The following is a 25,932-nucleotide window of genomic DNA, read 5'->3' on the forward strand; positions in this document are numbered from 1 at the left end:
CTGCGCAGTCCAGCGGGAGTACGCTCCCTCGCTACAAAGGATTCGATGTGATAACCACCCAAGCCTTCCCGACCATCCGGGCCATCCGGCGCAGTGCCTGGAACGACTGTTTTCCCGGCGCGCTGGAGGACTGGGACTACTACGTTGCCGTGGAAAACGCCGCGATCGACGATTTTCAATGGCGCTACCTGGCGGTATTTGAAGACGGCGCGCTGGTGGCCGTGGCGGCCGCGTTCATCACCCATTACCGCCTCGATACCACGGTGTCGGGCGTCGGCAAGCGCTTGACCTCGCGGCTGGAGCGGCTGTGGCCGGGTGTTTTGCAAGTGGGGCTGTACGCCATCGGTTCGCCGGTGGCCGAGCGTTGTGACGCCGGGTTTGCCAGTGGCGTGCCTGAGGTTCGGCGCGCGCTGTTACTCAAGCACCTGCTGCTGGCGGCGCGCCAGGACGCCGATGAGTTCGGCATCGGCCTGGTGGCGGTCAAGGATGCCCCGACGCAGGACCCGCACTGGGCCGACAGTTGCCGCGCGGCTGGCTTTCAAAGCATGCCGAGCTTGCCCACCGGCTTATTGCCGCTGCCTTACGGCTCGGTGGACGCTTACCTGGGCTCGCTGGGCAAATCCACGCGCAAGGACTTGCGGCGCAAACTGCGCGCGCCAGGCCCAAGGGTGGAGTGGCGGCGCAACATCGACGATGTGCTGCCCGAGGTCATGCGCCTGTACGAAGCCACGCTGACCCGTGCCGAGCTGCAGTTCGAACGCTTGCCCGCGAGTTATTTCACCGGCGTGCTCGAACGCCTTGAACAACGCGCGGTCTGTGTTCTTTACTGGGTCGACGAGCACTTGGTGGCGTTCAACCTGATGCTGGTGGACGAGCATCGGCTGGTCGACAAGTTCTTCGGGCACGACGTGGAGTTTACCCGTGACTACAACCTCTACTTCCGTAGTTGGTTGACCAATGTCGACTACTGTATCCAACACAATATTGCGTTGTATGAGTGTGGCCAGGCCGGATATGCCAGTAAGCTGCGGCTGGGGTGCGAGTTCCAGGGCAACAGCCTGTTCTTCCGCCACCGTAACCGGCTGGTCAACGGCCTGCTCAGACTCGTGAAAATGTTTCTTCGACCGGATCGTTCCGACCCTGCCATGGCTGCTGCGATAAGCGAAACCTGATGATCACCAAGACCCGCCAGAAAGCCCGCCCCTTTGCCATTTCGCGCTGGAGCGTCCAGCGCAAGTTGGTGCTGGCGTTCTGGCTGGTCAGTGTGATTCCGACCATGATCGCGGCCGAGCTGGCCGCCACCACGCTGTCGCAGATTTTCGACAGCAACGTGCGGATCTGGCTGCAGGAATCGACCAAGATCGTCAAGGACGAGATCGGCGACATCCTGCATGACAACGCGCGCATGGCGAAATTGTTCCTGCGCTACGCCAGCCCGCCCTCCAGCCGGGAGGCGGCCAAGCACGACAGGCTCGCCGCCGATATCGCCGAAGCCACGGACATCGACGTGGTGGCCCTGATTCGCAGCAGTGACCACCGGGTGGTGTTCAGCACCGCGCCCAATGACATCGTCAAGCAGATCAACCTGACCAGCAACGCCGCATTGCAGACCGTGCAAGTGGCGGGGGTGAATACCGGCATCGTGGTCTCGACGTTCGAGACCAGCCAGGACGGCGTTGACTACGTGCTGCTGGTGGCCACCTACCTGGACAGCAGTTTCCTCACCAGCGTAGCCGACGTACATTCCCTCGACCTGCGCCTGTACCTGGCCAACCCCGGCGGTTTCTCGGAAATTTTCTCGACCCAGCGCTTCATGGATCACCCCTCGCACATCCCGAAAGGCGTCGAAGCCGAGATGCGCAGCAGCAAGCAACCCAGCGAACAGTTCACCAACAAATACAGCGGTTTGTACTGGCCGATCTTCAACGATGCCGGCGAGCTGCAAGGCGTGATCTTCAGCGGCCTGCTGCGCCATACCAGCCTGGTCGGGCTGGTGAACCAGAGCAACCTGTTCGTGCTGATTTTCCTGCTCAGCTCGGCACTGTCCCTGGCGGCGGGGCTGCTGGTGTCGCGGCGCTTGACCCAACCGTTGCGCGATCTGTCCCAGGGCGTGAGCGCCGTGATCTCGGGCAATTATGCCCACCGTGTGGTGGTCAGCGGCGGCGATGAGCTGGCGCAATTGAGCAGCACCTTCAACCATATGACCGAACGGCTGGGGGAGTTGCATCACCTCGAAGCCCAACTGCGCCGGCGCGACCGCCTGCATGCCCTGGGTGAAGTCGCCATGGGCCTGGCCCACGAAATCCGTAACCCGCTGGGGATCATCAAGACCGCCACCCAACTGCTGCACCGTCGCGCCGACTTGCCGGAAGCCGACAAGCGCCACCTGGAATATGTGATCAGCGAAGTCAGCCGGATCAACGACCTGATCACCGAGTTTCTCGATTTCGCCAAACCCAACGCGCCGCTGCGCGTATTGCAACCGGCGCGCGCGCTGGTGGAGGAGATCCTCGGCTTCTGCAGCCCGGAACTGGCCAGCCACAAAATCGACGCCCACATCGACGACCAGGCGCCTGGCGCGACCATCTATGCCGACGCCAAGCAGCTCAAACAGGCCTGCCTCAACCTGATTCTCAACGCTATCGATGCAATGCCCGAAGGTGGCCGCCTGACCCTGGGCATTCGTTCGATGGGCGACAACACGGTCATCAGCGTCGCCGACACCGGCCAGGGTATCCCGGCGGATATGATCGAGCGCATCTTCACCCCGTTCGTCACCACCAAGGCCTCCGGCACCGGCCTGGGCCTGGCCAAAGTCTATTCGATCATGGAAAGTCACGACGGCAGCATCGAATGCATCAGCGAGAATGATGCCGGCGCTACGTTCAGCCTGTACATTCCGGCAATCGGCGAAGACGACGAGGACAGTCATGACGCATAACATATTGGTGGTCGACGACGAGCCCAAGCTCTGTGACCTGTTGTCGTCGGCCCTCAGCCAGAATGGCGTCCAGGTGTTCACGGCGGGTAACGGCCTGCACGCGCTCAAAGTGCTGGAGCAGGAAGACATCGACCTGGTGATCAGCGACTGGCGCATGCCGGGCATGGACGGTCCGGCGCTGCTGGCCGAGATCAAGGCGCGCTATTCCCAGGTGCCGGTGATCGTGATGACCGCCTACAGCACGGTGAAAAACGCCGTACAGTCGATGCGCAACGGTGCGTATGACTACATTGCCAAGCCGTTCGATATCGACGAGCTGGACATCACCGTGGCCAAGGCCCTGCAGTTTCGCGACATCATGCGCGACAACGCCCGCATGCGCGCCGAGCTGGACGAGCAGGCGCAGTTCGACAGCCTGGTGGGCGACAGCCCGGCGTTTCGCAAGGTGTTGCAGGCAGTGGATTCGGTGCGCGACAGCAGCGCAACGATCCTGCTGACCGGCGAAAGCGGCACCGGCAAGGAAATGGTCGCCCGCGCCATCCACAAGCACGGCAGCCGGGCCGACAAACCGTTCGTCGCGGTCAATTGCGCGGCGATTCCCGAAGGGCTGCTGGAAAGCGAAATGTTCGGCCATCGCAAGGGCGCCTTCACCGGTGCCGTGGCCGACCGGGTCGGGCGTTTTATGCAGGCTGACAAGGGCACGCTGTTTCTCGATGAAGTGGGCGACATGCCGCTGGCGCTGCAGGCCAAGATTCTGCGCGCCTTGCAGGAGCGGGTGATCGAGCCGGTGGGCGACCCCCGCGAGCGCAAGGTGGACGTGCGCGTGATCGCCGCCACCAACAAGAACCTGTTGGAGGCGGTGGCCAACAAGGAGTTTCGCGAAGACTTGTATTACCGCCTCAACGTGTTCCCGATCCCGCTGCCGCCCTTGCGCGAGCGCGTGGAAGACATCGCGCCCCTGGCCCGGCACTTCGCCCAGACCTTGAGCGCCACCGCTGGTAAACGCATCACCGGTTTCAGCCCCGAGGCCTTGCAGGCCATGACGGCGTATCACTGGCCGGGCAATATCCGCGAGCTGCAGAACTGCGTGGAACGCGCGACTATCGTGGCGTCATCGCCGGTGATTGAAGATATCGACTTGCCGGGTTATCTGTTCGCGTCCAAGCCCCGCGAGGGCGGCGTGACGGCGATCCTCAGCGACGGACCGGGCATTCCCCAGGACCTGGATGCGGCGCTGGCGGAGGTGGAGAAAGCCTACATCCAGGCGGCATTGCACGAGAGCAATGGCGTACAGGCGGCCGCGGCGGCGAAGATCGGGATTTCCGAGCGCAGCTTCTGGTATCGCCTGAAGAAGCTGGGGATTCAGGTCGACAAAATAGTCCGCTGAGTTGCCTGGCACAGCACTGTTCTAAATGTGGGAGGGGGCTTGTGGTGTGTCAGGTCTGCAGGCGTACCCAGACGCTGACCAGAACAGTCGCTGCCATCAACCACGCTAGCGCTGCTACGGCTAAAGAGGCTTCCAGGCGCAGGCGATCGACCAGCACGTAGAGCGTCGCCAAATACACAAAGTACGGAATGATCGACCACATCCCGAACAGGATGGTGGTCTTCAAATCGTCCACCGAACGGCCTTTGCCGACGATGTAATGGGCGATCAGCGCAAAGGTCGGGAACAGCGGCACCAACCCGGCGATGTAGTAATTCCGGGTCTTGGCCAACGCGGCCAGTATCAGCACCACCGCCGCGCCCAGGGCGGCCTTCAATATCAGATCCACGCGCGGTTCCTCAGTGGCTCAAACCGTATTTCTTGACCTTGTCGAACAGGGTGGTCTTGGCCATTCCCAGTTCCTGGCTGGCCTGGGTCAGGTTGCCGCCGCTGCGTTGCAGGGCGTCGTTGAGCAGGTTGCGTTCGAAGGCTTCCACCGCTTCGGTGAAGGCCAGGCCCTGGCTGCCGCTGCTGGCGCCGCTTTTCTTGAAGGCGGGCAGGCCCAGGGCGAAGCGCTCGGCGACGTTGCGCAGTTCACGCACGTTGCCCGGCCAGTCGTGGCTCATCAGGTTGGATAGGGTCTGGTTGTCGAGGTCCGGCACGCTGCGGTCGAAGCGCAGGGATGATTGCTGCAGGAAGTGTTCGAACAGTTGCAGGATGTCTTCGCGGCGTTCGCGCAAAGGCGGCAGTTCCAGGGTCACGACGTTGAGGCGGTAGTACAGGTCGCTACGGAACTGGCTGGCGCGGCTCAATTCGTCGAGGTCGGATTTGGTGGCAGCGATCACCCGGCAATCCACCGCCACGCTCTGGTTCGAACCCAGGCGTTCGAGGGTGCGTTCCTGCAACACGCGCAGCAGCTTGATCTGCAGGTTGATCGGCATGCTTTCCACTTCATCGAGAAACAGCGTGCCTTCGTGGGCGTGCTCGATCTTGCCGATCCGACGTTTGCCGGCGCCGGTAAAGGCGTTGGCTTCGTGGCCGAAAATCTCGCTTTCGAACAGGTTCTCCGGCAGGCCGCCGCAGTTCAGCGCGACGAACGGGTGAGCGTGGCGTCGGCTGAAATCATGCAGGCACCGCGCGACCAGTTCCTTGCCGGTGCCGGTCTCGCCTTCAATCAGCACGTTGGCCGAGGTATCCGCGACGTTGGCGATCAATTCGCGCAGGTTCTGCATCGCCGGCGAGCGGCCGATGATGCGTCCTTCCAGGGAGTCGCGCTCGGCCAACTGGCGGCGCAGCGCCCAGACTTCCCGCGCCAGCCCGCGCTGTTCCAGGGCGCGGCGCGCGACGTCGACCAGGCGTTCGGGAGAGAAGGGTTTTTCCATGAAGTCATAGGCGCCGTTGCGCATGGCGCCGACCGCCATGGAAATATCGCCGTGCCCGGTAATCAATACCACCGGCAGGCTTTTATCCAGGGCCTTGAGGCGGGTGAGCAGTTCCAGGCCGTCGATACCCGGCAGGCGGATATCGCTGATGACGATGCCAGCAAAGTTCTCGCCGATGCGCTTGAGCGCCTCTTCGGCACTGCCCACGCCGACGCTGGGGATGTCTTCCAGTGCCAGGGCTTGCTGGCAGCCGAGCAGCACGTGGGGGTCGTCTTCGACGATCAGGACGGTGAGGTCAGGGTTTTTTTCTACGTTCATGACGACTCGGCTGTTTGAGCGCCCGCCAGCGGCAGGCTCAGGACAAAGGCAGTACCACCACCGACGGGATGCTCCACGGCGAGGTTGCCGCCGGTGGCCGCGGCCAGGCTGGCGGACAACGTAAGGCCAAGGCCCAGGCCTTGCTCGCCGGGTTTGGTGGTGAAGAACGGTTCGAACAGATGCTTGCGCGCCTCGGGGTCGATGCCATGGCCGTTATCGCGCACCTGCAGGCGGTATTTGCCGTCGGCTTCGTGGCCTTCCAGCCACAGTTCCGGCGCCGGTTGTGCTTGCATGGCATCGAGGGCGTTGCCGATCAGGTTGACCAGGATCTGCTCCAGGCGCGTCTGGTCGATCTGCAATTGGGCCGGGGCAAAGTCGCGGTGCAGCGTCAGCGGCAGGCTGTCGAGGCGTGCGCCGAGCACTTGGAACGCGGCATCCACGGCCTTGCCCAGGTTGGCTTCGCCCTGGTCGTCGCCGCGCCGCGCGAAGGAGCGCAGGCTGGCGGTGATGCGGCCCATGCGGTCGATCAATTCGTTGATGGTCTTGAGGTTGGCGCTGGCGGTATCCAGCGCGCCGCGTTCGAGGAAGCGCACGGTATTGCCGGACAACGTGCGCAACGCGGCGAGGGGTTGGTTCAATTCGTGGGCGATGCTGGTGGACATCTGGCCGATGGCCGCCAGCTTGCCCGCCTGCACCAGCTCATCCTGGGCGCGGCGCAGGGTTTCCTCGGCCTGGCGGCGTTCGCGAATCTGCCCCTTGAGGCGCTCGTTGCTCGCGCGCAGGTCGGCGGTGCGTTCGGCAATCCGGCGTTCCAGCTGGCTGTTGGCTTCCTGCAAGGCTTCCCGGGCGGCGAGGCGGGTGGCGATGACTTTGCGTCGTTCGTTCCAGGCAATCAGCAGGAGCGCCACCAGGCCAAAGGCGACGGCCACCAGGATGCCCTGGTTGATCGCTGCACGGCGCAGATCGTTGAGCGGGGTGAGCAGGGTGAAATTCCACGGCGTGTCGCTCAGCGGCCGGGTCTGGGCCAGGTAGCTGACTTCGTGTTCGTCGGCTACTACTTCGCTGTTGGCCGGAAAGGTCAGTTTTTCTGTGCCTTCGTTGAGGCGCTCGCGGGCCAGGGGCTCCAGCTCGTTCAGCGTTGCCCAGTAATATTGCAGGCTGTGCGCCAGGCGGTCCTTGGTCTCATCGCTCAGGGGGCGCACGGCCTTGAGGCGGCGGGCCGGGTCGCTGGAAAGGATGATGATGCCGTTCTCGTCGCTGACAAACGCTTCGAGACGCGCGCGTTTCCAGCGTTCCTCCAGCGCTTCGAGGCGGACCTTGACCACAGCGACGCCGATGATCTTGCCGTGCTCTTCCAGGCCGTGGGCCAGGTAGTAGCCGGGTTCGCCATTGGTGCTGCCGATGCCATAGAAACGCCCGGGCTGGCCGCGCACGGCGTTCTGGAAATAGGCGCGGAAGGACAGGTCTTCACCCTGGTAGCTGTCGGCATCGCGCCAGTTGCTGGTGGCCAGTACGCGGCCGGTGGTGTCCATCACATAGATGGCCCGACTGCGGCTGCGCCGGTTCAGGCCTTCGAGGTAGTCGTTGACGGTCTTGCGGGTGTCCTGGTTCGGCTCGGCCAGCAGCGTGGACACGCTGGATTCGAGTTCCAGGAGGCTGGGCAGGTACGTGTATTTGCTCAGTTCGCTTTCGACGGTGCGGGCATGCAGCTCCAGCTGGCGTTCGCCGGTATCGCTGAGGGTGCGGATGCCATAGTACTCACTGATCCAGAAGCCGATATAACCCAGGCCGATCATCAGGGCGATGATCAACGGCGGCAGGAACAGTTGGCGGATCAGACGAGGCTTCACGGCAAGTGATGGCGGCGCGGCGCGATAGAGGTTGGGGTCGCATTTCATCACAGATGCCTTGGGTCAGCTACCGCTCACCCCTTCCTGTAGGAGCGAGCTTGCTCGCGAAAAAACCAAGGGCACCGCGTTCATCCAGGATGTGCGCTTCATCGTTGCCGTTTTTTGCGAGCAAGCTCGCTCCTACAGGAGGAGCAAGCTGTGGCTTTTTTAGTGCTGCAGGATTTTCTCGAGGAAGTGCTGCGCGCGTTCGGAGCGGGCGCTGATGTCGCCGAAGAACTCTTCTTTCGGGCAGTCTTCGATGATCTTGCCGGCGTCCATGAAGATCACGCGGTCGGCCACTTTGCGGGCGAAGCCCATTTCGTGGGTCACGCACATCATGGTCATGCCTTCCTGGGCCAGTTGCACCATCACGTCCAGCACTTCGTTGACCATTTCCGGGTCGAGGGCCGAGGTCGGTTCGTCGAACAGCATGACGATCGGGTCCATGGCGAGGGCGCGGGCAATCGCCACACGTTGCTGCTGGCCACCGGAAAGCTGGCCAGGGTGCTTGTGGGCGTGCGCCGACAGGCCGACGCGATCAAGCAGTTGCAGGCCCTTCTTGGTGGCTTCTTCCTTGCTGCGGCCGAGCACCTTGATCTGCGCGATGGTCAGGTTTTCGGTGATGGTCAGGTGCGGGAACAGCTCGAAGTGCTGGAACACCATGCCGACGCGCGAGCGCAGTTTCGGCAGGTTGGTCTTCGGGTCGGCGATGGACGTGCCGTCGACGATCACGTCGCCTTTCTGGAACGGTTCCAGCGCGTTGACGCACTTGATCAGGGTGGATTTACCCGAGCCGGACGGCCCGCACACCACGATCACTTCGCCTTTTTTAACCTCGGTGCTGCAATCGGTCAGCACCTGGAAGTCGCCATACCACTTGTTGACGTTTTTGATAGAGATCATACGGCAAACCTTTTTTGCAGACGCTTGACCAGCAGCGAGGCGGAAAAGCTGATGATGAAGTAGACGACACCGGCGAAGATCAGGAACTCATTGGAGCGGCCGATGATGTCGCCGTTGGAGCGGGCGGAGTTGAGGAAATCCACCAGGCCCACGGTGTAGACCAGCGAGGTGTCCTGGAACAGGATGATGCTCTGTTGCAGCAGCAACGGGGTCATCTTGCGGAACGCCTGGGGCAGGATGATCAGGCGCATGGTCTGACCGTAAGTCATGCCCATGGCCTGCGCGGCCGCCATCTGGCCCTTGGGGATCGACTGCACGCCGGCCCGCACGATTTCACAGAAGTACGCGGCCTCGAACATCATGAAGGCCACGACGCAGGAGGTGAACGCACCGATCGGCGTGTCTTCGCCGGTGATCCAGCGCAGCACGAAGGGCACCGCCAGGTAGAACCAGGTGATGACCAGCAGCAACGGGATCGAGCGGAAATAGTTCACGTAGGCGCCGGCCAGGCGTGACAGCAACTTGCTGGACGACAGGCGCATCAACGCCAGGATCGTGCCGAGGACAATACCGCCGACCACGCCCATGACCATCAACTGCAAGGTCATGACCATGCCGTTCCACAGGCCGGGGATCGCGGGGATGATGCCGCTGAAATCGAATTCCATTATTTACCCCCCACGGAGATCAGGCCGGGCACGGCGACTTTCTTCTCGACCAGGCGCATCAGCAACATCAGGCTCATGTTCAGGGTGAAGTAGATCAGCGTGGCCAGGGTGAAGGCTTCAAACAGGTTGGCCGAGAATTCGGCGGTCTGCTTGGTTTGTGCCAGCAATTCCATCAGGCCGATCAAGGACGCCACGGAGGAGTTCTTGAACACGTTGAGGAATTCCGAGGTGAGCGGCGGAATGATGATCCGGTAAGCCTGCGGCAGCAGCACGTTCCAGTAGATCTGCGGCAGCTTGAAACCCATGGCGCGGGCGGCGGCTTCCTGGCCACGCGGCAGCGCCTGGATGCCGGTGCGTACCTGCTCGCAGACACGGGCGGCGGTGAACAGGCCCAGGCACACCACAACGCTCAGGTAGGCCGAGGTGGTCGGGTTCAGGTCTTGCTTGTACCAGTCCTGCAGGTTTTGCGGCAGCAGGTCGGGTATCAGGAAGTACCAGATGAACAGCTGCACCAGCAGCGGCACGTTGCGGAACAGTTCCACGTAGCAGGTGGCGATGCCCGATACGATACGGTTTGGCACGGTACGCATGACCCCCAGCATGGAGCCCAGCAGCAAGGCGATGATCCATGCCACGACGGCGATGGCAATGGTCCAGCCCAGGCCGGCGATGTACCAGTCGAGATAAGTCTCGCTGCCAACGCCAGTGGACTTGAAGAACACGCCCCAGTCCCAGTTGTAATTCATTAGGGTCTCCCCTCGAGATCGATCGATGTACAAGCACCCGCTTGGGGAAAATCCGTTCCCGCCTGACGGTGAACGCCAGGCACACACGATCGGCTCGAAAACCGCCCGGTCGAGTGTTCCAAAATATAGCCAGCAGGTAGTAACAGACGCCTGAGGGAGGAGTGGCTCCCTCAGGAGATAAGGTTAGCCAGAAATCAGATTTTTACGTCAGGCGCAGGCTTATCGCTCGGATTGGCGATCAGTTCCTTGACCTTGTCGCTCATCGGGAAGTTCAGGTTCAGGCCTTTTGGTGGGATCGGGCTTTCGAACCACTTGCTATAAATCTTGTTGATTTCACCGGATTTGTAGAGCGCGACGATGGCGTCATCCACGGCTTTCTTGAACGCAGGATCTTCTTTGCGAACCATGCAGGCGTAGGCTTCGAAGGACTGCGGAGTACCAGTGATAACCCAGTCATTCGGCTTCTTGGCCTTGGCTTCTTCACCGGCCAGCAGGGCGTCGTCCATCATGAAGGCAACGGCGCGGCCGCTTTCCAGCATCTGGAAGGACTCGCCGTGGTCTTTGGCGGAGATGACGTTCATGCCCATCTGCTTGTCGGCGTTCATCGCCTTGATGATGCGCTCGGACGTGGTGCCGGCGGTGGTCACGACGTTTTTGCCTTTGAGGTCGGCGAAGTCGCTATAGGACGGCTTGCCATCCTTGTCTTTCTTGACCAGCAGGCGGGTGCCGATTTCGAAGATGTTGGTGGTGAACGCCACTTGCTGGGCGCGTTCGGCGTTGTTGGTGGTGGAACCGCACTCGATGTCCACGGTGCCGTTCTGCACCAACGGGATACGGGTCTGGGAAGTGACCAGGTTGTACTTGGCCTGCAGCTGGGGCTTGTTCAGGTCTTTTTTCAGGGCTTCGACGATAGCCAGCTGAATGTCGTGGGAGTAGCCGACCGGTTTACCCGAACCATCCGCGATGTAGGAAAACGGAATGGAGCTGTCGCGGTGCCCGAGGGTGATGGTGCCCGAGTCGTTGATTTTTTTCAGCGTGCCGGTGAGTTCGGCGGCGAAAACTGGAGTGCTGATCAGAGCGGCAGCGATAGCTGCGCCCAAAATATGGGGAACGATGCGCATCAATACTTCCTCGACATTTGTTTTTTTTATGAAGCCGGTTAAGCGGCTCTCTTATACAGCGAATGCCCGTGACGGCTCCTGAGGCATCTCAGGCAATCGTCCTGAAGTGTAGAGCATGAGTCGTGCCAGTCCACGACTAAAAGGTTAACAGTATGATTTATATAGGAATTAACTTTTTATGAGCGAGGATTTATAACGGCCAGATCCGGCAAACCGAATCGCGCAGGGGAATGCTGTTCGGAAAACCGAATGGCTGAACCGATATGAAAAAGCCCCTGGGCCTTGCGGCGCAGGGGCTTTTGTACGAGCAGTCTGTCAGGCCGCCTGGATCTTGCTGCGGTTATGCTCAACCTTGGACAGATAACGCCGCACATTGGCCTGTTCTTCCGGAGTGGTGAACAGGCCAAGCTTGGTGCGGCGCCACAGCACGTCCTCGGGTTGGGTCGCCCATTCTTCGGCGCACAGGTAGTCGACTTCGCGGGTGTACAGGCCGCCACCGAGGTGGTCGCCGAGGTCGGCCAGCGATTGCACGCCTTCGAGCAGGCGCCAGGTGCGGCTGCCGTAGGTGGTGGACCAGCGCCGCGCGATTTCGCTTGGCACCCAGTCGAACTGGGTACGGATGGCCGCAGCGAGGGCTTCCGGCGTGCTCATGTCTTCGCCGCCCGGCAGGCTGGCGGTGGCGGTCCAGCTTGGGCGCATCTGTGTGAAATAGGGCGCCAGGTGAGCCATCGCCGACTCGGCGAGTTTGCGGTAGGTGGTCAGTTTGCCGCCGAACACCGACAGGATCGGCGCCTCACCAGCGCCGCCGGAGAGCGACAGGGTGTAGTCGCGGGTGATGGCCGACGGGTTGTCCGACTCATCGTTGCACAGCGGGCGCACGCCGGAGTAGGTGTGGACGATGTCGTCGCGGCTCAGTTGCTTCTTGAAGTGAGCGTTGACCACCTTGAGCATGTAGTCGGTTTCACCTTCGGTGATCGCCACTTTCTCCGGATCGCCGGTGTATTCGCGGTCGGTGGTGCCGATGATAGTCAGGTGGTCCAGGTATGGAATCGTGAACACGATGCGCTGGTCTTCGTTCTGCAGGATGTGCGCGTGGGCGCCTTCGTACAGTTTCGGCACGATCAGGTGGCTGCCCTGGATCAGACGGATGCCGTAGGGCGAATCCAGCTTCAAGTCTTCCTTGATGAATTTGGCGACCCACGGCCCGGCGGCATTCACCAGCGCCTTGGCGCGGATCGAGAACAGGCTGCCGTCGGTGCGTTCCATGTTCATTTCCCACAGGCCCTTGCTGCGGTACGCGCTGACGCAGCGGGTTTGGGTGTGGATGTGTGCGCCTTTTTCACGCGCGGCCATGGCGTTGAGCACCACCAGGCGGGCGTCATCGACCCAGCAGTCGGAATATTCGAAGCCTTTGGTGATTTCGCTTTTCAGCGGGCTGTCGGGGCCGAACTTGAGGCTTTTCGAACCGGCGAGTTTTTCGCGCTTGCCCAGGTGGTCATACAGGAACAGGCCGGCGCGGATCATCCACGCCGGACGCAGGTGCGGGCGGTGCGGCAACACAAAGCGCATCTGCTTGACGATGTGCGGGGCCTTGGCCAGCAGGACTTCGCGTTCGGCCAGGGCTTCGCGCACCAGGCGGAATTCGTAGTGTTCGAGGTAACGCAGGCCGCCGTGGATCAGCTTGCTGCTGGCAGAGGACGTGTGGCTGGCCAGGTCGTCCTTTTCGCAAAGGAATACCGACAACCCGCGCCCGGCTGCGTCTGCTGCAATGCCGACGCCATTGATCCCGCCACCGATTACGGCAACGTCATAGACTTCGGCAAGCGGTGGAGCAGGCAAGGTGGAAGGGTTCATCGGCTGGCCTCGCGATCTTTTCGTATTGGAAATCGAACATTAATGTTCATTTCCGAAAATGGTAGCTGATAAACGCGCCCACAGCCACCCGACTTCGATTGAAAAAACTCATCGAAGGGCGAGAAAAGGAAAATTTGTGAACATGTGCCTGGGGAAGGCTCAAGGAAATGGGGGCTGGATCAATCGCTATCGGGGGCAAGCCCCCTCCCACATTTGAATGGGTTCACACATCAAAGTGTGGGAGGGGGCTTGCCCTCGATAGCGTCAGTGCAGTCGCTAGACGACTTCCAGCCGAACCTTATGCTGGTTCAACAACTGCACCAGCGCCGGCACCGGCTGCTGGTCGGTCACCAGGCAGTCCACCAGGCTGATCGGGCCCAGGCGAATCATGGCATTGCGCCCGAATTTGCTCGAGTCAGCCGCCAGGATCACCTTGCGCGCATTGGCGATGATCGCCTGGGAAACCCGCACTTCCTGGTAGTCGAAGTCGAGCAGGCTGCCGTCTTCATCGATACCGCTGATGCCGACCAGGGCGAAATCGACCTTGAACTGGTTGATAAAGTCGACGCTGGCCTGGCCCACCACGCCGCCGTCACGTCGCACACTCCCGCCAGTCAGCAGCACGTCGAAGTCGTCCTTGGCGCTGAGCATGGTGGCGACGTTGAGGTTGTTGGTGATGATTTTCAGGTGATTGTGGTTGAGCAACGCACGGGCGATGGATTCGGTGGTGGTGCCGATGTTGATGAACAGCGAGGCATGGTCGGGGATTTGTGCGGCGATCGCTTCGCCGATGCGCTGTTTCTCGTCGCGCATCTGGTCGGCCCGCATGGCGTATGCGGTGTTTTCGACGCTGGAATCATAGGCTGCGCCGCCGTGGTAGCGGCGCAACAGGTTGGCGTCCGCCAGCTGGTTGATATCGCGGCGGATGGTTTGCGGGGTGACAACGAACAACTGCGCCATTTCCTCGATACTGACGTAGCCGCGTTCGCGGACCAGTTCGAGGATTTGTTGCTGGCGGGGAGGCAGATTCATTGGGCGTCCTTTGGGCTGCCATACAAAAGTGGCCCATGATGACGCAGGAATCTGCTCCCTGCCAGTTACAACCCTAAGTGGTTCCGGCGAAGGGCTTATTCAGCGCCTTCGTGCGGTTCCCAATCACGGGTGCGGCTCACCGCTTTTTGCCAGCCGGCGTAGAGTTTCTCCTTGGCCGCTTCTTCGAGCTGGGGTTCGAATTCGCGCTCGATCACCGCTTTGCCGCGCAATTCCTCCAGGCTGCCCCAGAAGCCGCAGGCCAGGCCCGCCAGGTAGGCGGCGCCGAGTGCCGTGGTTTCGCGCATTTGCGGGCGTTCGACCTGGGTGCCGAGGATATCGGCCTGGAACTGCATCAGGAAGTTGTTGGCCACTGCGCCGCCGTCCACGCGCAGGGATTTAAGGCGTTCGCCGGAGTCCTGCTGCATCGCGTCCAATACGTCGCGGGTCTGGTAGGCAATCGACTCCAGAGCTGCGCGAATAATGTGATCCACGCGCACGCCACGGGTCAGGCCGAACAACGCGCCACGGGCATACGGGTCCCAATACGGCGCGCCCAGGCCGGTGAACGCGGGCACCAGGTACACGCCGTTGCTGTCCTTGACCTTGCCGGCGAAGTATTCGGTGTCGTGGGCGTCGTTGATGATTTTCAGCTCGTCGCGCAGCCACTGTACGGTGGAACCACCGTTGAACACGGCGCCTTCCAGGGCGTAGGCCACTTCGCCACGCGGGCCGCAGGCGATGGTGGTGAGCATGCCGTGCTTGGATTTCACCGCTTTGTCGCCGGTGTTCATCAGCAGGAAGCAACCGGTGCCATAGGTGTTCTTGGCTTGGCCCGGTTCCACGCACATCTGGCCGAACAGCGCGGCCTGCTGGTCACCGGCGATGCCGCCGATGGCAATGCCACTCTTGGTGCGGCCGTAGATTTCCGACGACGATTTCACTTCCGGCAGCATTTCCCGCGGCACATCGAGGATGTCCAGCATCTTCGCGTCCCACTCCAGGGTGTGGATGTTGAAGAGCATGGTGCGCGAGGCGTTGGTGTAGTCGGTGACGTGGGTCTTGCCGCCGGTGAATTTCCAGATCAGCCAGCTGTCGATGGTGCCGAACAGCAGCTCGCCGTTGCGCGCACGTTCGCGGCTGCCTTCGACGTTATCGAGAATCCACTTGAGCTTGGTGCCGGAGAAGTACGGGTCGGTGACCAGGCCGGTGGTGTCGCTGATGTATTGCTCGTGGCCATCACGCTTGAGCTGCTGGCAGATCTCGGTGCTGCGGCGGCACTGCCAAACGATGGCGTTGTAGATCGGGCGGCCGGTGACTTTGTCCCAGACCACGGTGGTTTCGCGCTGGTTGGTGATACCGATGGCGGCGACCTGGTCATGGTGCAGGCCGGCCTGGGCCAGGGCTTCGACCATCACCGCGCTCTGGGTCGCGAAGATTTCCATCGGGTCATGTTCGACCCAGCCCGCTTGCGGGTAATGCTGGGCGAACTCACGTTGGGCGGTGCAGACCACGTTGGCGTCACGATCGAAGATGATCGCCCGGGAACTGGTGGTGCCCTGATCGAGGGCAATGATGTAGTTCTTATTCTGAATGTCGGTCATGTCGATTGCCTTGGACGAGAAATAAGGAAGTGGGTAAACCGCCTGGGCCACGAAGGGGCAGGGTGGACCAGGCTGGCTATCAGGAAATGCGGGTGTTGCCGTTGACGGCGCTGTCTTCGGTTTCGGCGACAGCGGGTGCGGCGCTTGGCAGGTGACGGGCAATCAGCCCGCGATACGCTGCAGCCCCCAGGCATGCACCGACAATCGGTGCGAAAATCGGCACCAGGAAGTAGGGAATATCACGCCCGCCAGTAAAGGCCATTTCACCCCAACCGGCGAAAAAGGTCATCAGCTTGGGCCCGAAATCCCGTGCCGGGTTCATCGCAAAGCCGGTCAGCGGGCCCATCGCGCTGCCAATCACCGCGATCAGCAAGCCGATCAGCAGCGGTGCCAACGGGCCGCGTGGCAGGCCGTTGTTATCGTCGGTCAGGGCCATGATCACGCCCATCAGGATCGCGGTGATGACCATTTCCACCAGGAAGGCCTGGGCCGTGCTCAGCAGTGCATGGGGATAAGTCGAGAATACCGAGGCCAATTCCAGGCTGGCCTGGGTGCCGCGCACCAGATGGTGGGTTTGTTCGTAATCGAAAAACAGGTTGCTGTAGAGCGTGTACACCAGGGCCGCGGAGCAGAAGGCGCCGGCGACTTGGGCGAGGATATAGAAGGGCAGTTTGCGCTTGTCGAAATCGGCAAAGAGACACAGGGCGATGCTGACCGCCGGGTTCAGATGTGCCCCGGAGATGCCCGCGCTCAGGTAGATCGCCATGCTCACGCCGATCCCCCAGATGATACTGATTTCCCATAAGCCAAAGCTGGCACCCGCGACCTTGAGCGCAGCGACACAACCGGTACCGAAGAAGATCAGAAGCGCAGTCCCCAGGAATTCGGCCATGCATTGGCTCGAAAGTGAAGGCTGTTGAAGTGCAGTTGTCATGGAAAACCTCAATTTGTTGTTCTTGTCTGGCGTCTGGCCTCAACGGGCCTTGCGCGATTTTCACCGTGTCGAGGATCCCCATCCCGGGCACGGCTTACTGCTGGAATGCTGCGGATGTATTCCTACAGTATTCGGAAACGAAAAAATATAGACAAGAATGACTGCTGTCAAAGGTCGAAAGTGAACTATCAGTCATTTTCGAACTATAGGTTTGATGAATGATCACGCTCGCCACAGTAAGTATTGCCATGAGTGAGGGGCGTACTAGAGCGTTTTGTGTGGGCTTGGCCTAGAATTGGCCATCCGTTTGCCACGCCTGGAGCGTCCATGACCCCTGCATTGGATTTGTTGAAAAAAGTTCGCGCCGAACATCGCATTCACAGTTATGAACACGATCCCAAAGCTGCCTCGTATGGCCTGGAGGCCGCGGAAAAGTTGGGTCTGGACCCGGCGCAGGTGTTCAAGACCTTGCTGGCGAGCAGCGAGAAGGGCGAATTATTGGTGGCGGTGGTGCCGGTCGTCGGAAGTCTGGACTTGAAAGCCCTGGCGCACGCCGCCGGGGTGAAAAAAGTCGAGATGGCCGACCCGGCGGCGGCGCAGCGTTCCACTGGCTATCTGCTGGGGGGGATCAGCCCGCTGGGACAGAAAAAGCGTTTGCGCACCTTTATTGATATTACCGCGCAGCCGTTCCCGACGATTTTTGTCAGCGCCGGGAGACGGGGGTTGGAAGTGGAGTTGTCCGCAGCGGTTCTGGCCGAGCATACCCAGGCCACGTTCGCGCCGATCGGCCGGGCCTGAGTTCGAAGGCTGGAGCGGGTTTCTTCAGTTGGCGGGGCTGTAGCGCCGCACACCCGAATCGGTGTGCGGAATCTGCGCCGCCGTGCTGCCGGAAGCCCGGAACAGCACCAGGTGTTCGACGGCGACGCGGATCCCCACGTCGGCACCGACCTGATGGTCGGCGTGGCTGGGGAAGATCGACTCCAACTGAGCGCCCGTCGGCAGTTGCAGGCGGTACAAGGTCGAGGCGCCGAGGAACGTCTTGCCGACGATCCGCGCTTTCAATGCGCTGTCCGGTGCGTAGACGATGTCGTCCGGGCGCAGCAATACATCCACGGCGCCACCTGGCGGCCAGCTATACGCGCGGTTGCCGCGCAGGTCGCCGAGCTCGGTGCTGACCGATTCCGGCGTACACAATTGGCCACGGATGAAATAGCCCTGGCCGACAAAGCTTGCGACGTAGGGTGTGAGCGGTTCGTGATAGAGGTTGTAGGGCGTATCCCACTGCTCCAGGCGACCTTCCTTGAACACGCCGACGTGGTCACTCACGGCAAATGCTTCTTCCTGGTCATGGGTCACCAGGATCGCACTGGTGCCACGTGCCTTGAGAATGTCGCGCACCTCATGGCTGAGCTTGCGTCGCAGCTCGCCATCGAGGTTGGAGAAGGGTTCGTCGAGCAGCAACAATTGCGGCTCCGGCGCCAAGGCGCGGGCGAGGGCCACGCGTTGTTGCTGACCACCGGACAGCTCGTGGGGAAAACGCTTGCCCAGGTTCTTCAGGTTGACCAGCTCCAGCAATTCGGCGACCACGCGGTCTTTCTGCGGGTGCTTGCGAATGCCAAAGGCGATGTTGTCGGCCACGCTCAGGTGGGGAAACAGCGCGTAGTCCTGGAACACCATGCCGATGCGACGTTTCTCCGGCGCCAGGGTGAACCCAGCACTGGAGATGACTTCGCCGGCCAGGCTGATTTCGCCTTCGTGTACCGGTTCGAACCCTGCGATCGCACGCAGGGTGGTGGTCTTGCCGCACCCCGAGGAGCCGAGCAGGCAACCGATGTCGCCGGCGTTGAGGTGCAGGTTGAGGTTCTGTACCACCCGCTGATCTTGATAGCCGCATGCCAGATTGCGCAGGTTCAGCAGTAATGGCTTGCTCATGCGTGGTGGTACGCCGGTTCGACCAGAAATTCGAGCAGGGCCTTTTGTGCATGCAGACGGTTTTCTGCCTGGTCCCAGGCGACCGAACGCGGGTCGTCGAGCAGATCGAGGCTGATTTCTTCGCCACGGTGGGCAGGCAGGCAGTGCATGAACAGCACGTCCGGCGCGGCCAGGTCGAGCAGGGCGCGGGTGACCTGGAACGGTGCAAACAGCTTCAGGCGCTTGGCGGTTTCGTCTTCCTGGCCCATGGAGGTCCAGACATCGGTGCTTACCAGGTGCGCGCCGACCACCGCGTCTTTTGGATCACGCAGGATCTGCACGCGACCATCGGCTTTGGCCAGGAATTCGGCGGACGGTTCGAAGCCTTCCGGGCAGGCGATGCGCAGGTGGAAGTCGAACTGGATCGCCGCTTCTATATAACTGTTGCACATGTTGTTGCCGTCGCCGATCCAGGCCACGGTCTTGCCCTGGATCGAGCCACGGTGCTCGAGGAAGGTTTGCATGTCGGCCAGCAACTGGCACGGGTGCAGGTCATCGGACAGGCCGTTGATCACCGGTACCCGGGAGTTCGCGGAAAATTCGGTCAGGGTGCTGTGGGCAAAGGTCCGGATCATCACCGCATCAAGCATGCGCGACATGACGATCGCGCAATCGCTGATTGGCTCGCCACGGCCCAGCTGGGTGTCACGCGGCGACAGGAAGATGGCCTGGCCACCCAACTGGATCATGCCGGCCTCGAAGGACAAGCGGGTGCGGGTCGACGATTTCTCGAAAATCATCCCGAGCACGCGGTTTTTCAAAGGCTCGAACAGTACGCCGCGGTTACGCAGGTCTTTAAGCTCAATGCCTCGACGGATCACGCTGACCAGCTCTTCGGGCGTGCAATCCATCAGGGAGAGAAAGTGCCTTGCGCTCATCATTAACTACCTTTTTGCAACAGACCGCAGATACTCAAAGCCTTGTTTATTGTGAAAACGGGCGAGACCTGCGGCGAAAGCCGCACGGGGCGACGAAATAGGGGAAGGCGCGATCTTATAATTAAATGTCGCGTCTTACCAATAGGGCTACGGTGTTTAGGGGTGTTCAGACAGGCGCGAGAGCGCTTTTGAAGACGATTTCCTGACAGCAGCGGGTCATTTGTACACTGGCCCTGCGACCTTTTGCAATCCGCGAGGGCGGGGCCAGGCCAGGCTGCGTCGGTTTCAGGGGCACTTCCGCAGGTTTTGAAACATTTTCTCACGCTTGCCCATGGCCTGGCCTGATGCCCTTCGATTCACGCGACGAACGTTGCTGGTGCCCGCCGCAGTCGCGGCCCATAGTCAGGCCAAAGCCCTAATAAAGAGACTGGCCATGACCAAGACTCTCCACCACCGTGCCTGCCATCTGTGCGAAGCCATCTGTGGCCTGACCCTGGAAACCACCCAAGCCGAAGACGGCAGCCTGGCGATCACGTCGATCAAGGGCGACCCACTGGACACCTTCAGTCGCGGGCATATCTGCCCCAAGGCTGTGGCGTTGCAGGATATCCAGAATGACCCGGACCGCCTGCACCAACCCATGTTGCGGGTGGGTAGCGAATGGCAACCGATTGCGTGGGAAGACGCCTTCGCGCTGGTGGCCGAAAAACTGGCGGGCATCCAGGCTCGCTACGGACAGAATTCAGTGGCGGTGTACCAGGGCAATCCCAGCGTGCATAACTACGGGCTGATGACCCACAGCAATTACTTCCTTGGCCTGCTCAAGACACGCAACCGGTTTTCCGCGACGTCGGTCGACCAGTTGCCTCATCACCTCAGCAGCCACCTGATGTACGGCCATGGCCTGTTGTTGCCGATTCCGGATATTGACCACACCGACTTCATGCTGATCCTCGGCGGCAACCCGCTGGCGTCCAACGGCAGCATCATGACCGTGCCCGACGTGGAGAAGCGCCTCAAGGCCATCCAGGCCCGGGGCGGCAAAGTGGTGGTGGTCGACCCGCGGCGCAGCGAGACGGCGGCGATTGCCGATCAGCACCTGTTTGTACGGCCCGGTGGCGACGCCGCGTTGCTGTTCGGACTGCTCAACACGTTGTTTGCCGAAAACCTGACCCGTGCCAGTCACTTGCCAGTCGACGGCCTGGACGATGTGCGCCGCGCAATCGCCGGGTTTACCGCCGAGGCCATGAGCCGCCAGTGCGCGCTGCCTGCCGAGCAGATCCGCCAGCTGGCGCGGGATTTTGCCGCGGCGGACAGGGCCGTGTGTTACGGGCGCATGGGCGTTTCGACCCAGGCATTCGGCACGCTGTGCCATTGGCTGGTGCAATTGATCAATCTGGTCACCGGTAACCTGGATCGTCCAGGCGGCGCCTTGTGTACCACGCCAGCGGTGGACCTGGTGGCCTCCACCTCCGGCGGGCATTTCAATCGTTGGCAGAGCCGTGTGTCGGGGCGTCCGGAGTACGGTGGCGAGTTGCCGGTGTCGGCGTTGGCGGAAGAAATGCTCACCGAAGGTGAAGGACAGATCCGCGCCCTGGTCACCGTGGCCGGCAATCCGGTGCTATCGACGCCGAATGGTCGCCAGTTGGAGCAGGCCCTGGATGGGCTGGAATTCATGGTCAGCGTCGATCTCTACATCAACGAGACGACGCGTTATGCCGACCTGATCCTGCCGTCCACCTCGGCGCTGGAAAACGATCACTACGACACCACCTTCAATATGTTCGCGGTGCGCAATGTCAGCCGTTTCAATCGTGCGATCCTGCCCAAGCCTGACGGCGCGCTGCACGACTGGGAGATCTTCGTCGGCCTGGCCAAGGCGTTTGCCGCGCACACCGGGGTTGCGCTCAAGCCGACCCTGCCACCGGCGCAGATGATCGACTTCGGCCTGCGCACCGGCGTGTATGGCGATGCTTCCAGCCACCAATTGTCGGTGGCAATGCTCGCCGAACACCCCCACGGCGTGGACCTGGGGCCCCTGACGCCCAATCTCGCCGCGCGCCTGAAAACCGCGAATGGCCGGGTACAGGCCGCGCCGGCCGTGATTCTGGCGGACCTCGCGCGCTTCGCGGCGCAACCGCTGCCACCGGCCGACGAATTGCTGTTGATCGGCCGCCGCCATGTGCGCAGCAACAATTCCTGGATGCATAACTATCACCGCCTGGTGAAGGGCAAGCCCCGGCACCAACTGCTCATGCATCCGGAGGATCTGGCCCGCCGCCAATTGAGCGACGGGCAGCGGGTGAAGGTCAGTTCGCGCATCGGCATGATCGAGGTCGAGGTCGCGGCCAGCCTGGACATGATGCCAGGCGTGGTCAGCCTGCCGCATGGTTGGGGCCACGGGCGTCCGGGCGTGCAGATGACGATCGCCAGCCGTCAGCCGGGTGCCAGCGCGAACGACCTGACCGACGAGCGGCAGTTGGATGAGTTATCGGGCAATGCCGCGCTGAACGGCGTGCCGGTCCACGTAGCTGCGGCATAAGGTCTCCGAGCACCACGCTGGGATTTTGCGTTACAATGCGCCACCGTGCCGACCTGTGAGTCGCAAAGTTCCAGCCGAGGTGTTCCATGGATATCATCGAAACGATCAAAGAGCAGATTGCCAACAACACCATTCTGCTTTACATGAAGGGCTCTCCCAATGCCCCGCAGTGCGGCTTCTCCGCGAAAGCGTCCCAAGCCATCATGAAATGTGGCGAGAAATTCGCTTATGTGGATATCCTTCAAAACCCGGAAATTCGCGCGAACCTGCCGAAGTACGCTAACTGGCCGACTTTCCCGCAACTGTGGGTAGCCGGTGAGCTGGTCGGCGGCAGCGACATCATCAGTGAAATGTTCGAGAACGGTGAGTTGCAGACGTTGGTCAAAGACGCAGCGGCAAAAGCGGCAGCCCAGACTGAAGCTTGATTGGCCTGCAACAAAAAGCCCCGCTTCTCATACGAGAGCGGGGCTTTTTTGTGCTTCATCTGTAGGAGCGAGCTTGCTCGCGAAGAACGTCAACGATAACGCGGGCCCCCTGATGGAATGCGGGGCCCTTGAGTTTTTCGCGAGCAAACTCGCGCCTACCGTGAATAAGGGTTATTCACCCATCTGCGATTGCAGGTAGTTCTCCAGGCTGACCTTGTCGATCAGGCCCAGTTGGGTTTCCAGCCAGTCGATATGTTCTTCCTGGTCTTCCAGGATATCTTCCAGCAGTTCGCGGCTGCCGAAGTCCTTGGTCACTTCGCAGTGAGCGATGGCGGCCTTGAGCTCGCTGTGGCTCTTGCGTTCGAAGCCCAGGTCGCTGCTGATCATTTCGTGGGTGTGCTCGCCGATGTTCAGCTTGCCCAGGTCCTGTACGTTCGGCAGGCCTTCCAGGAACAGGATGCGCTTGATCAGGGCATCGGCGTCCTTCATGGCTTTGATCGATTCCTTGTACTCACGCTTGCCCAGCTTTTCCAGGCCCCAATCGTCATACATGCGCGCATGCAGAAAGTACTGATTGATCGCGACCAGTTCATTGCCAAGGATTTTGTTGAGTTGCTGGATGACTGAGATGTCGCCTTTCATGATTGGGGTCCTGCCCTTTATTCGCGGTATATAAGCAGGAGTCTGCGTGGCGAGCCCCTGAGTGTCAAACCTAAGTTGTTGAATAATAAATGAAAATTAATCTGAATAAGAATGTTTATGTTCCGCGTCTTGGCCCTAACTAATTGAATTGCGGGCATAAAAAAGCCGGACACTAAGTCCGGCTCTTTAAAATACGTTGATTCAGGCGTGTGTAAATTCTGCTGAATAGGGCAGCGCGACCTGAGCTGTTTGCAGCTGCGTCAGGGTTTCCCGTACCACTTGCTTGGCGAGGCAAGCACATTTGCCGCATTGGCTGGCAACGCCGGTCGTTTCACGCACTTCCTTGTAGCTGCAGCAACCTTCGTAGATTGCTTCGCGGATTTGTCCGTCGGTGACGCCAGTGCAGAGGCAGACATACATAAGGGAGAACCATCGCGGGTTTAAGGCTTAAGTGCGATGGATCTTAATGTTAACGAGAATGATTGTCAAAGTAGTTTTGCCGTGCTGGGCCGCGACTTTGCCTGTGCGCTGACGAACGGTTTTTTCAGTGTATGATGGTCGGTCTTCACGAAGCGTGACTGCGTCACAGGCTTGTCGCTTATGCGCGGCAGACTCGAGGCCGGTCCTTTTACTTCAATCGTCACCCCTGCATCAGGAGATATCCAATGAGCGTACTCGTCGGCAAACAAGCCCCGGATTTCGACGTACCTGCCGTTCTCGGCACTGGCGAAATCGTTGACAGCTTCAAGCTGTCTGAAGCCATCAAAGGCAAATACGGCCTGGTGTTCTTCTACCCGCTGGACTTCACTTTCGTCTGCCCTTCGGAGCTGATTGCTCTGGACCACCGCATGGACGATTTCAAGGCGCGTAACGTTGAAGTGGTCGCGGTTTCCATCGACTCCCATTTCACCCACAACGCCTGGCGCAACACTGCCATCAACGATGGCGGCATCGGCAAAGTCAAATACACCATGGCTGCCGACATGAAGCACGACATCGCCAAGGCCTACGACGTTGAGTCCGAAGGCGGCGTGGCGTTCCGTGGCGCGTTCCTGATCGATGACAAGGGCGTTGTGCGCTCGCAGATCATCAACGACCTGCCGCTGGGCCGTAACATGGAAGAGCTGATCCGTCTGGTCGACGCGCTGCAATTCCACGAAGAGCACGGCGAAGTCTGCCCTGCCAACTGGAAAAAAGGCGACAAAGGCATGAACGCTTCGCCAGAAGGCGTTGCAGCCTACCTGACCGAGAACGCCGGCAAGCTGTAAGCCACGTTTGCGGTAAAAAAAACCGGCCTGAGAAGGCCGGTTAATGAGATGGTCACCCCCAACACCCTGTGAGGGCTACGCTTTCACGGGGTGTTTTGTTTTCGGAGGCCATCATCATGAGCGAGTCAGCACTGATCGGTATCGATCTCGGCAAACATACTTTCCACCTGCACGGCCAGGATAAGTCGGGCCGCGAGGTGTTTCGCAAAAAATGCTCACGAGCGCAGATGATGCAGTTTTTCGGCAATGTGCCGAGCTGTGTCGTGGTGATGGAGGCCTGTGCAGGGTCGCATTTTGTCGCTCGCCAACTGATGGCGATGGGACACACGGCCAAGCTGATTTCCCCGCAGTTCGTTAAGCCCTTCGTCAAGGGCAACAAAAATGACTTCGTCGACGCTGAGGCGATCTGTGAAGCCGCTTCCCGCCCATCCATGCGCTTCGTTACGCCTAAAACCGAATCCCAGCAAACCCTGTCTGTGCTGCATCGGATGCGCGAATCATTGGTGCATGACCGCACCAAAACGGCTAATCAGATGCACGGTTTTCTGTTGGAGTTTGGAATCAGCCTGCCCAAGGGATTGGCCATCATGAAGCGTTTGGCGAGCGTTTTGGCCGAGCACGACTTACCCGTTCGTCTGACGGTCTTATTGCAGTGCCTGCACGATCACTTCGTCTATCTGGATGAGCAAATCAAAGCGCTGGATAAAGAACTGGCGGGCCAACTGGCCAACGATGATCTGGGCAGTCGTTTGCTGAGCATGCCGTGTGTCGGCCCGATCACCGCCAGCCTGCTGGCTGTGGAGATGGGCGATGGTAAACAGTACCGATGCGGTCGCGACTTTGCCGCCTCCGTTGGCTTAGTGCCCAGGCAGTACAGTACGGGCGGCAAGGCCAATCTGCTGGGGATCAGCAAGCGGGGTGACAAGCATCTGCGACAACTGTTGGTGCAGTGTTCCAGGGTCTATATGCAGAGGCTGGATCACCAGAAAGGCGCTCTGGCTGACTGGGTTAAAACCTTGCTCAGTCAACGACATTCAAATGTCGTGGCCTGTGCCCTGGCTAACAAACTGGCGCGTATCGCTTGGGCGATAGCCGCTCGCCATACGCAATATGAAGCAGGGCCAGACGCTTTGAACGCCTGACCCTGCAGTTGTTGCAGTACCACGATTCACCCTTCAGGTTTTGCGATAGCTGAACAACAGATGATGTGAACGGCACACCGGCCTGGCGAAGATCCTGACATAAAAATCGGCTTCAGAAGCCGACCGGTTTTTAAGGATCGTCAGGCGCGACTCTCATCGTGGCGCTGGGGCATACCCCAAACAGACGCCGGATAGATTTAAGCAAGCCAACCACACCACCCGTTGATCAGTATTGCAAAAATGGGGGTG

Annotated in this window: 23 protein-coding genes; 8 read left to right on the forward strand and 15 right to left on the reverse strand. The window is 60.6% G+C overall.

Annotated elements, in window-relative coordinates; genetic code table 11:
* Nucleotides 1–47 precede the first annotated feature (47 nt).
* Genes PverR02_RS05970 through PverR02_RS05980 form a run of 3 tightly spaced genes read left to right on the forward strand, consistent with a single transcriptional unit; the run spans nt 48 to nt 4,328 of the window.
* Nucleotides 48–1,172: a GNAT family N-acetyltransferase gene (locus PverR02_RS05970; RefSeq protein WP_017844602.1), complete on the forward strand. Its 1,125-nt coding sequence runs from the start codon at nt 48–50 to the stop codon at nt 1,170–1,172.
* A complete protein-coding gene (locus PverR02_RS05975; protein WP_079442946.1) occupies nt 1,172–2,941 on the forward strand; it encodes a HAMP domain-containing sensor histidine kinase in 1,770 nt (589 codons plus the stop codon). The genes PverR02_RS05970 and PverR02_RS05975 overlap by 1 nt, the downstream gene beginning before the upstream one ends.
* Complete coding sequence (locus tag PverR02_RS05980) at nt 2,931–4,328, forward strand: sigma-54-dependent transcriptional regulator (RefSeq protein WP_079442947.1); 1,398 nt, start codon at nt 2,931–2,933, stop codon at nt 4,326–4,328. The genes PverR02_RS05975 and PverR02_RS05980 overlap by 11 nt, the downstream gene beginning before the upstream one ends.
* A 49-nt stretch (nt 4,329–4,377) precedes the next feature.
* Here the strand turns inward: PverR02_RS05980 and PverR02_RS05985 are convergent, their stop codons facing one another.
* The 11 genes from PverR02_RS05985 to PverR02_RS06035 all read right to left on the reverse strand — a co-directional run bounded on the left by PverR02_RS05985 (nt 4,378) and on the right by PverR02_RS06035 (nt 16,815).
* Nucleotides 4,378–4,707 carry a GlpM family protein gene (locus tag PverR02_RS05985; protein WP_162231505.1) on the reverse strand — a complete coding sequence of 110 codons (330 nt, stop codon included), beginning with the start codon at nt 4,705–4,707 and terminating at the stop codon, nt 4,378–4,380.
* A 19-nt stretch (nt 4,708–4,726) separates the two neighbouring features.
* Nucleotides 4,727–6,067, reverse strand: coding sequence for a two-component response regulator AauR (aauR, locus tag PverR02_RS05990; RefSeq protein ID WP_017844606.1), 1,341 nt, complete (start codon nt 6,065–6,067; stop codon nt 4,727–4,729).
* A complete protein-coding gene (aauS, locus tag PverR02_RS05995) occupies nt 6,064–7,965 on the reverse strand; it encodes a two-component sensor histidine kinase AauS (protein ID WP_079442948.1) in 1,902 nt (633 codons plus the stop codon). The genes aauR and aauS overlap by 4 nt, the downstream gene beginning before the upstream one ends.
* 159 nt (nt 7,966–8,124) lie before the next feature.
* On the reverse strand, nt 8,125–8,859 hold the full coding sequence (locus PverR02_RS06000) for an amino acid ABC transporter ATP-binding protein (protein WP_017844608.1): 735 nt from the start codon (nt 8,857–8,859) through the stop codon (nt 8,125–8,127).
* Entirely contained in the window at nt 8,856–9,527 is a 672-nt protein-coding gene (locus tag PverR02_RS06005; protein WP_046384547.1) for an amino acid ABC transporter permease, read from the reverse strand. Before PverR02_RS06005 ends, PverR02_RS06000 begins: the two co-directional genes overlap by 4 nt.
* Nucleotides 9,527–10,273, reverse strand: a complete 747-nt coding sequence (locus PverR02_RS06010) for an amino acid ABC transporter permease (protein ID WP_017844610.1) — start codon at nt 10,271–10,273, stop codon at nt 9,527–9,529. Before PverR02_RS06010 ends, PverR02_RS06005 begins: the two co-directional genes overlap by 1 nt.
* Nucleotides 10,274–10,467: 194 nt before the next feature.
* Nucleotides 10,468–11,394: a glutamate/aspartate ABC transporter substrate-binding protein gene (locus PverR02_RS06015; RefSeq protein WP_017844611.1), complete on the reverse strand. Its 927-nt coding sequence runs from the start codon at nt 11,392–11,394 to the stop codon at nt 10,468–10,470.
* Between the two features lie 315 nt (nt 11,395–11,709).
* The gene (gene glpD, locus PverR02_RS06020) at nt 11,710–13,248 is read right to left on the reverse strand and encodes a glycerol-3-phosphate dehydrogenase (RefSeq protein ID WP_079442949.1); all 1,539 of its coding nucleotides are present in this window, start codon (nt 13,246–13,248) and stop codon (nt 11,710–11,712) included.
* Nucleotides 13,249–13,524: 276 nt separating this feature from the next.
* Entirely contained in the window at nt 13,525–14,280 is a 756-nt protein-coding gene (locus PverR02_RS06025; RefSeq protein WP_017844613.1) for a DeoR/GlpR family transcriptional regulator, read from the reverse strand.
* 95 nt (nt 14,281–14,375) lie between these two features.
* Nucleotides 14,376–15,881 carry a glycerol kinase GlpK gene (gene glpK, locus PverR02_RS06030; RefSeq protein WP_017844614.1) on the reverse strand — a complete coding sequence of 502 codons (1,506 nt, stop codon included), beginning with the start codon at nt 15,879–15,881 and terminating at the stop codon, nt 14,376–14,378.
* Nucleotides 15,882–15,960: 79 nt separating this feature from the next.
* Entirely contained in the window at nt 15,961–16,815 is an 855-nt protein-coding gene (locus tag PverR02_RS06035; RefSeq protein WP_026139753.1) for an MIP/aquaporin family protein, read from the reverse strand.
* A 327-nt stretch (nt 16,816–17,142) separates the two neighbouring features.
* Here PverR02_RS06035 and ybaK point away from each other — a divergent pair, with 327 nt between their 5' ends.
* Nucleotides 17,143–17,613, forward strand: a complete 471-nt coding sequence (ybaK, locus tag PverR02_RS06040; RefSeq protein ID WP_017844616.1) for a Cys-tRNA(Pro) deacylase — start codon at nt 17,143–17,145, stop codon at nt 17,611–17,613.
* A gap of 24 nt (nt 17,614–17,637) precedes the next feature.
* On the opposite strand, the gene PverR02_RS06045 is transcribed toward ybaK, so the two are convergent.
* Both PverR02_RS06045 and argF read right to left on the reverse strand, forming a co-directional pair.
* A complete protein-coding gene (locus PverR02_RS06045) occupies nt 17,638–18,747 on the reverse strand; it encodes an ABC transporter ATP-binding protein (protein WP_079442950.1) in 1,110 nt (369 codons plus the stop codon).
* A complete protein-coding gene (gene argF / locus PverR02_RS06050) occupies nt 18,744–19,664 on the reverse strand; it encodes an ornithine carbamoyltransferase (protein WP_026139754.1) in 921 nt (306 codons plus the stop codon). Before argF ends, PverR02_RS06045 begins: the two co-directional genes overlap by 4 nt.
* Before the next feature lie 433 nt (nt 19,665–20,097).
* On the opposite strand from argF, the gene PverR02_RS06060 reads away from it, so the two are divergent.
* Nucleotides 20,098–22,206 carry a molybdopterin oxidoreductase family protein gene (locus tag PverR02_RS06060; RefSeq protein WP_046384544.1) on the forward strand — a complete coding sequence of 703 codons (2,109 nt, stop codon included), beginning with the start codon at nt 20,098–20,100 and terminating at the stop codon, nt 22,204–22,206.
* 86 nt (nt 22,207–22,292) lie between these two features.
* Nucleotides 22,293–22,631: a Grx4 family monothiol glutaredoxin gene (gene grxD, locus PverR02_RS06065; protein WP_046384543.1), complete on the forward strand. Its 339-nt coding sequence runs from the start codon at nt 22,293–22,295 to the stop codon at nt 22,629–22,631.
* A gap of 171 nt (nt 22,632–22,802) precedes the next feature.
* On the opposite strand, the gene bfr is transcribed toward grxD, so the two are convergent.
* Nucleotides 22,803–23,273 carry a bacterioferritin gene (bfr, locus tag PverR02_RS06070; protein WP_017844621.1) on the reverse strand — a complete coding sequence of 157 codons (471 nt, stop codon included), beginning with the start codon at nt 23,271–23,273 and terminating at the stop codon, nt 22,803–22,805.
* 201 nt (nt 23,274–23,474) lie between these two features.
* Nucleotides 23,475–23,693, reverse strand: a complete 219-nt coding sequence (locus PverR02_RS06075; protein WP_026139755.1) for a bacterioferritin-associated ferredoxin — start codon at nt 23,691–23,693, stop codon at nt 23,475–23,477.
* A 245-nt stretch (nt 23,694–23,938) separates the two neighbouring features.
* Between PverR02_RS06075 and PverR02_RS06080 the strand changes: the two genes are divergently transcribed.
* Complete coding sequence (locus PverR02_RS06080; protein ID WP_017844622.1) at nt 23,939–24,541, forward strand: peroxiredoxin; 603 nt, start codon at nt 23,939–23,941, stop codon at nt 24,539–24,541.
* A gap of 116 nt (nt 24,542–24,657) precedes the next feature.
* Entirely contained in the window at nt 24,658–25,683 is a 1,026-nt protein-coding gene (locus tag PverR02_RS06085; RefSeq protein ID WP_079442951.1) for an IS110 family RNA-guided transposase, read from the forward strand.
* Nucleotides 25,684–25,932 lie beyond the last annotated feature (249 nt).

Source organism: Pseudomonas veronii (assembly GCF_002028325.1).
In the GTDB taxonomy this organism is placed as follows: Bacteria; Pseudomonadota; Gammaproteobacteria; order Pseudomonadales; family Pseudomonadaceae; genus Aquipseudomonas; species Aquipseudomonas veronii.

Excerpts from the sequence above, each read along its gene's own strand:
- PverR02_RS05975 (WP_079442946.1), top strand. The coding sequence starts at position 1,172 with ATGATCACCAAGACCCGCCAGAAAGCCCGCCCCTTTGCCATTTCGCGC.
- PverR02_RS05980 (WP_079442947.1), top strand. The coding sequence starts at position 2,931 with ATGACGCATAACATATTGGTGGTCGACGACGAGCCCAAGCTCTGTGAC.
- aauR (WP_017844606.1), bottom strand. The coding sequence starts at position 6,067 with ATGAACGTAGAAAAAAACCCTGACCTCACCGTCCTGATCGTCGAAGAC.
- aauS (WP_079442948.1), bottom strand. The coding sequence starts at position 7,965 with ATGAAATGCGACCCCAACCTCTATCGCGCCGCGCCGCCATCACTTGCC.
- PverR02_RS06000 (WP_017844608.1), bottom strand. The coding sequence starts at position 8,859 with ATGATCTCTATCAAAAACGTCAACAAGTGGTATGGCGACTTCCAGGTG.
- PverR02_RS06005 (WP_046384547.1), bottom strand. The coding sequence starts at position 9,527 with ATGGAATTCGATTTCAGCGGCATCATCCCCGCGATCCCCGGCCTGTGG.
- PverR02_RS06010 (WP_017844610.1), bottom strand. The coding sequence starts at position 10,273 with ATGAATTACAACTGGGACTGGGGCGTGTTCTTCAAGTCCACTGGCGTT.
- PverR02_RS06015 (WP_017844611.1), bottom strand. The coding sequence starts at position 11,394 with ATGCGCATCGTTCCCCATATTTTGGGCGCAGCTATCGCTGCCGCTCTG.
- glpD (WP_079442949.1), bottom strand. The coding sequence starts at position 13,248 with ATGAACCCTTCCACCTTGCCTGCTCCACCGCTTGCCGAAGTCTATGAC.
- PverR02_RS06025 (WP_017844613.1), bottom strand. The coding sequence starts at position 14,280 with ATGAATCTGCCTCCCCGCCAGCAACAAATCCTCGAACTGGTCCGCGAA.
- glpK (WP_017844614.1), bottom strand. The coding sequence starts at position 15,881 with ATGACCGACATTCAGAATAAGAACTACATCATTGCCCTCGATCAGGGC.
- PverR02_RS06035 (WP_026139753.1), bottom strand. The coding sequence starts at position 16,815 with ATGACAACTGCACTTCAACAGCCTTCACTTTCGAGCCAATGCATGGCC.
- ybaK (WP_017844616.1), top strand. The coding sequence starts at position 17,143 with ATGACCCCTGCATTGGATTTGTTGAAAAAAGTTCGCGCCGAACATCGC.
- PverR02_RS06045 (WP_079442950.1), bottom strand. The coding sequence starts at position 18,747 with ATGAGCAAGCCATTACTGCTGAACCTGCGCAATCTGGCATGCGGCTAT.
- argF (WP_026139754.1), bottom strand. The coding sequence starts at position 19,664 with ATGAGCGCAAGGCACTTTCTCTCCCTGATGGATTGCACGCCCGAAGAG.
- PverR02_RS06060 (WP_046384544.1), top strand. The coding sequence starts at position 20,098 with ATGACCAAGACTCTCCACCACCGTGCCTGCCATCTGTGCGAAGCCATC.
- grxD (WP_046384543.1), top strand. The coding sequence starts at position 22,293 with ATGGATATCATCGAAACGATCAAAGAGCAGATTGCCAACAACACCATT.
- bfr (WP_017844621.1), bottom strand. The coding sequence starts at position 23,273 with ATGAAAGGCGACATCTCAGTCATCCAGCAACTCAACAAAATCCTTGGC.
- PverR02_RS06075 (WP_026139755.1), bottom strand. The coding sequence starts at position 23,693 with ATGTATGTCTGCCTCTGCACTGGCGTCACCGACGGACAAATCCGCGAA.
- PverR02_RS06080 (WP_017844622.1), top strand. The coding sequence starts at position 23,939 with ATGAGCGTACTCGTCGGCAAACAAGCCCCGGATTTCGACGTACCTGCC.
- PverR02_RS06085 (WP_079442951.1), top strand. The coding sequence starts at position 24,658 with ATGAGCGAGTCAGCACTGATCGGTATCGATCTCGGCAAACATACTTTC.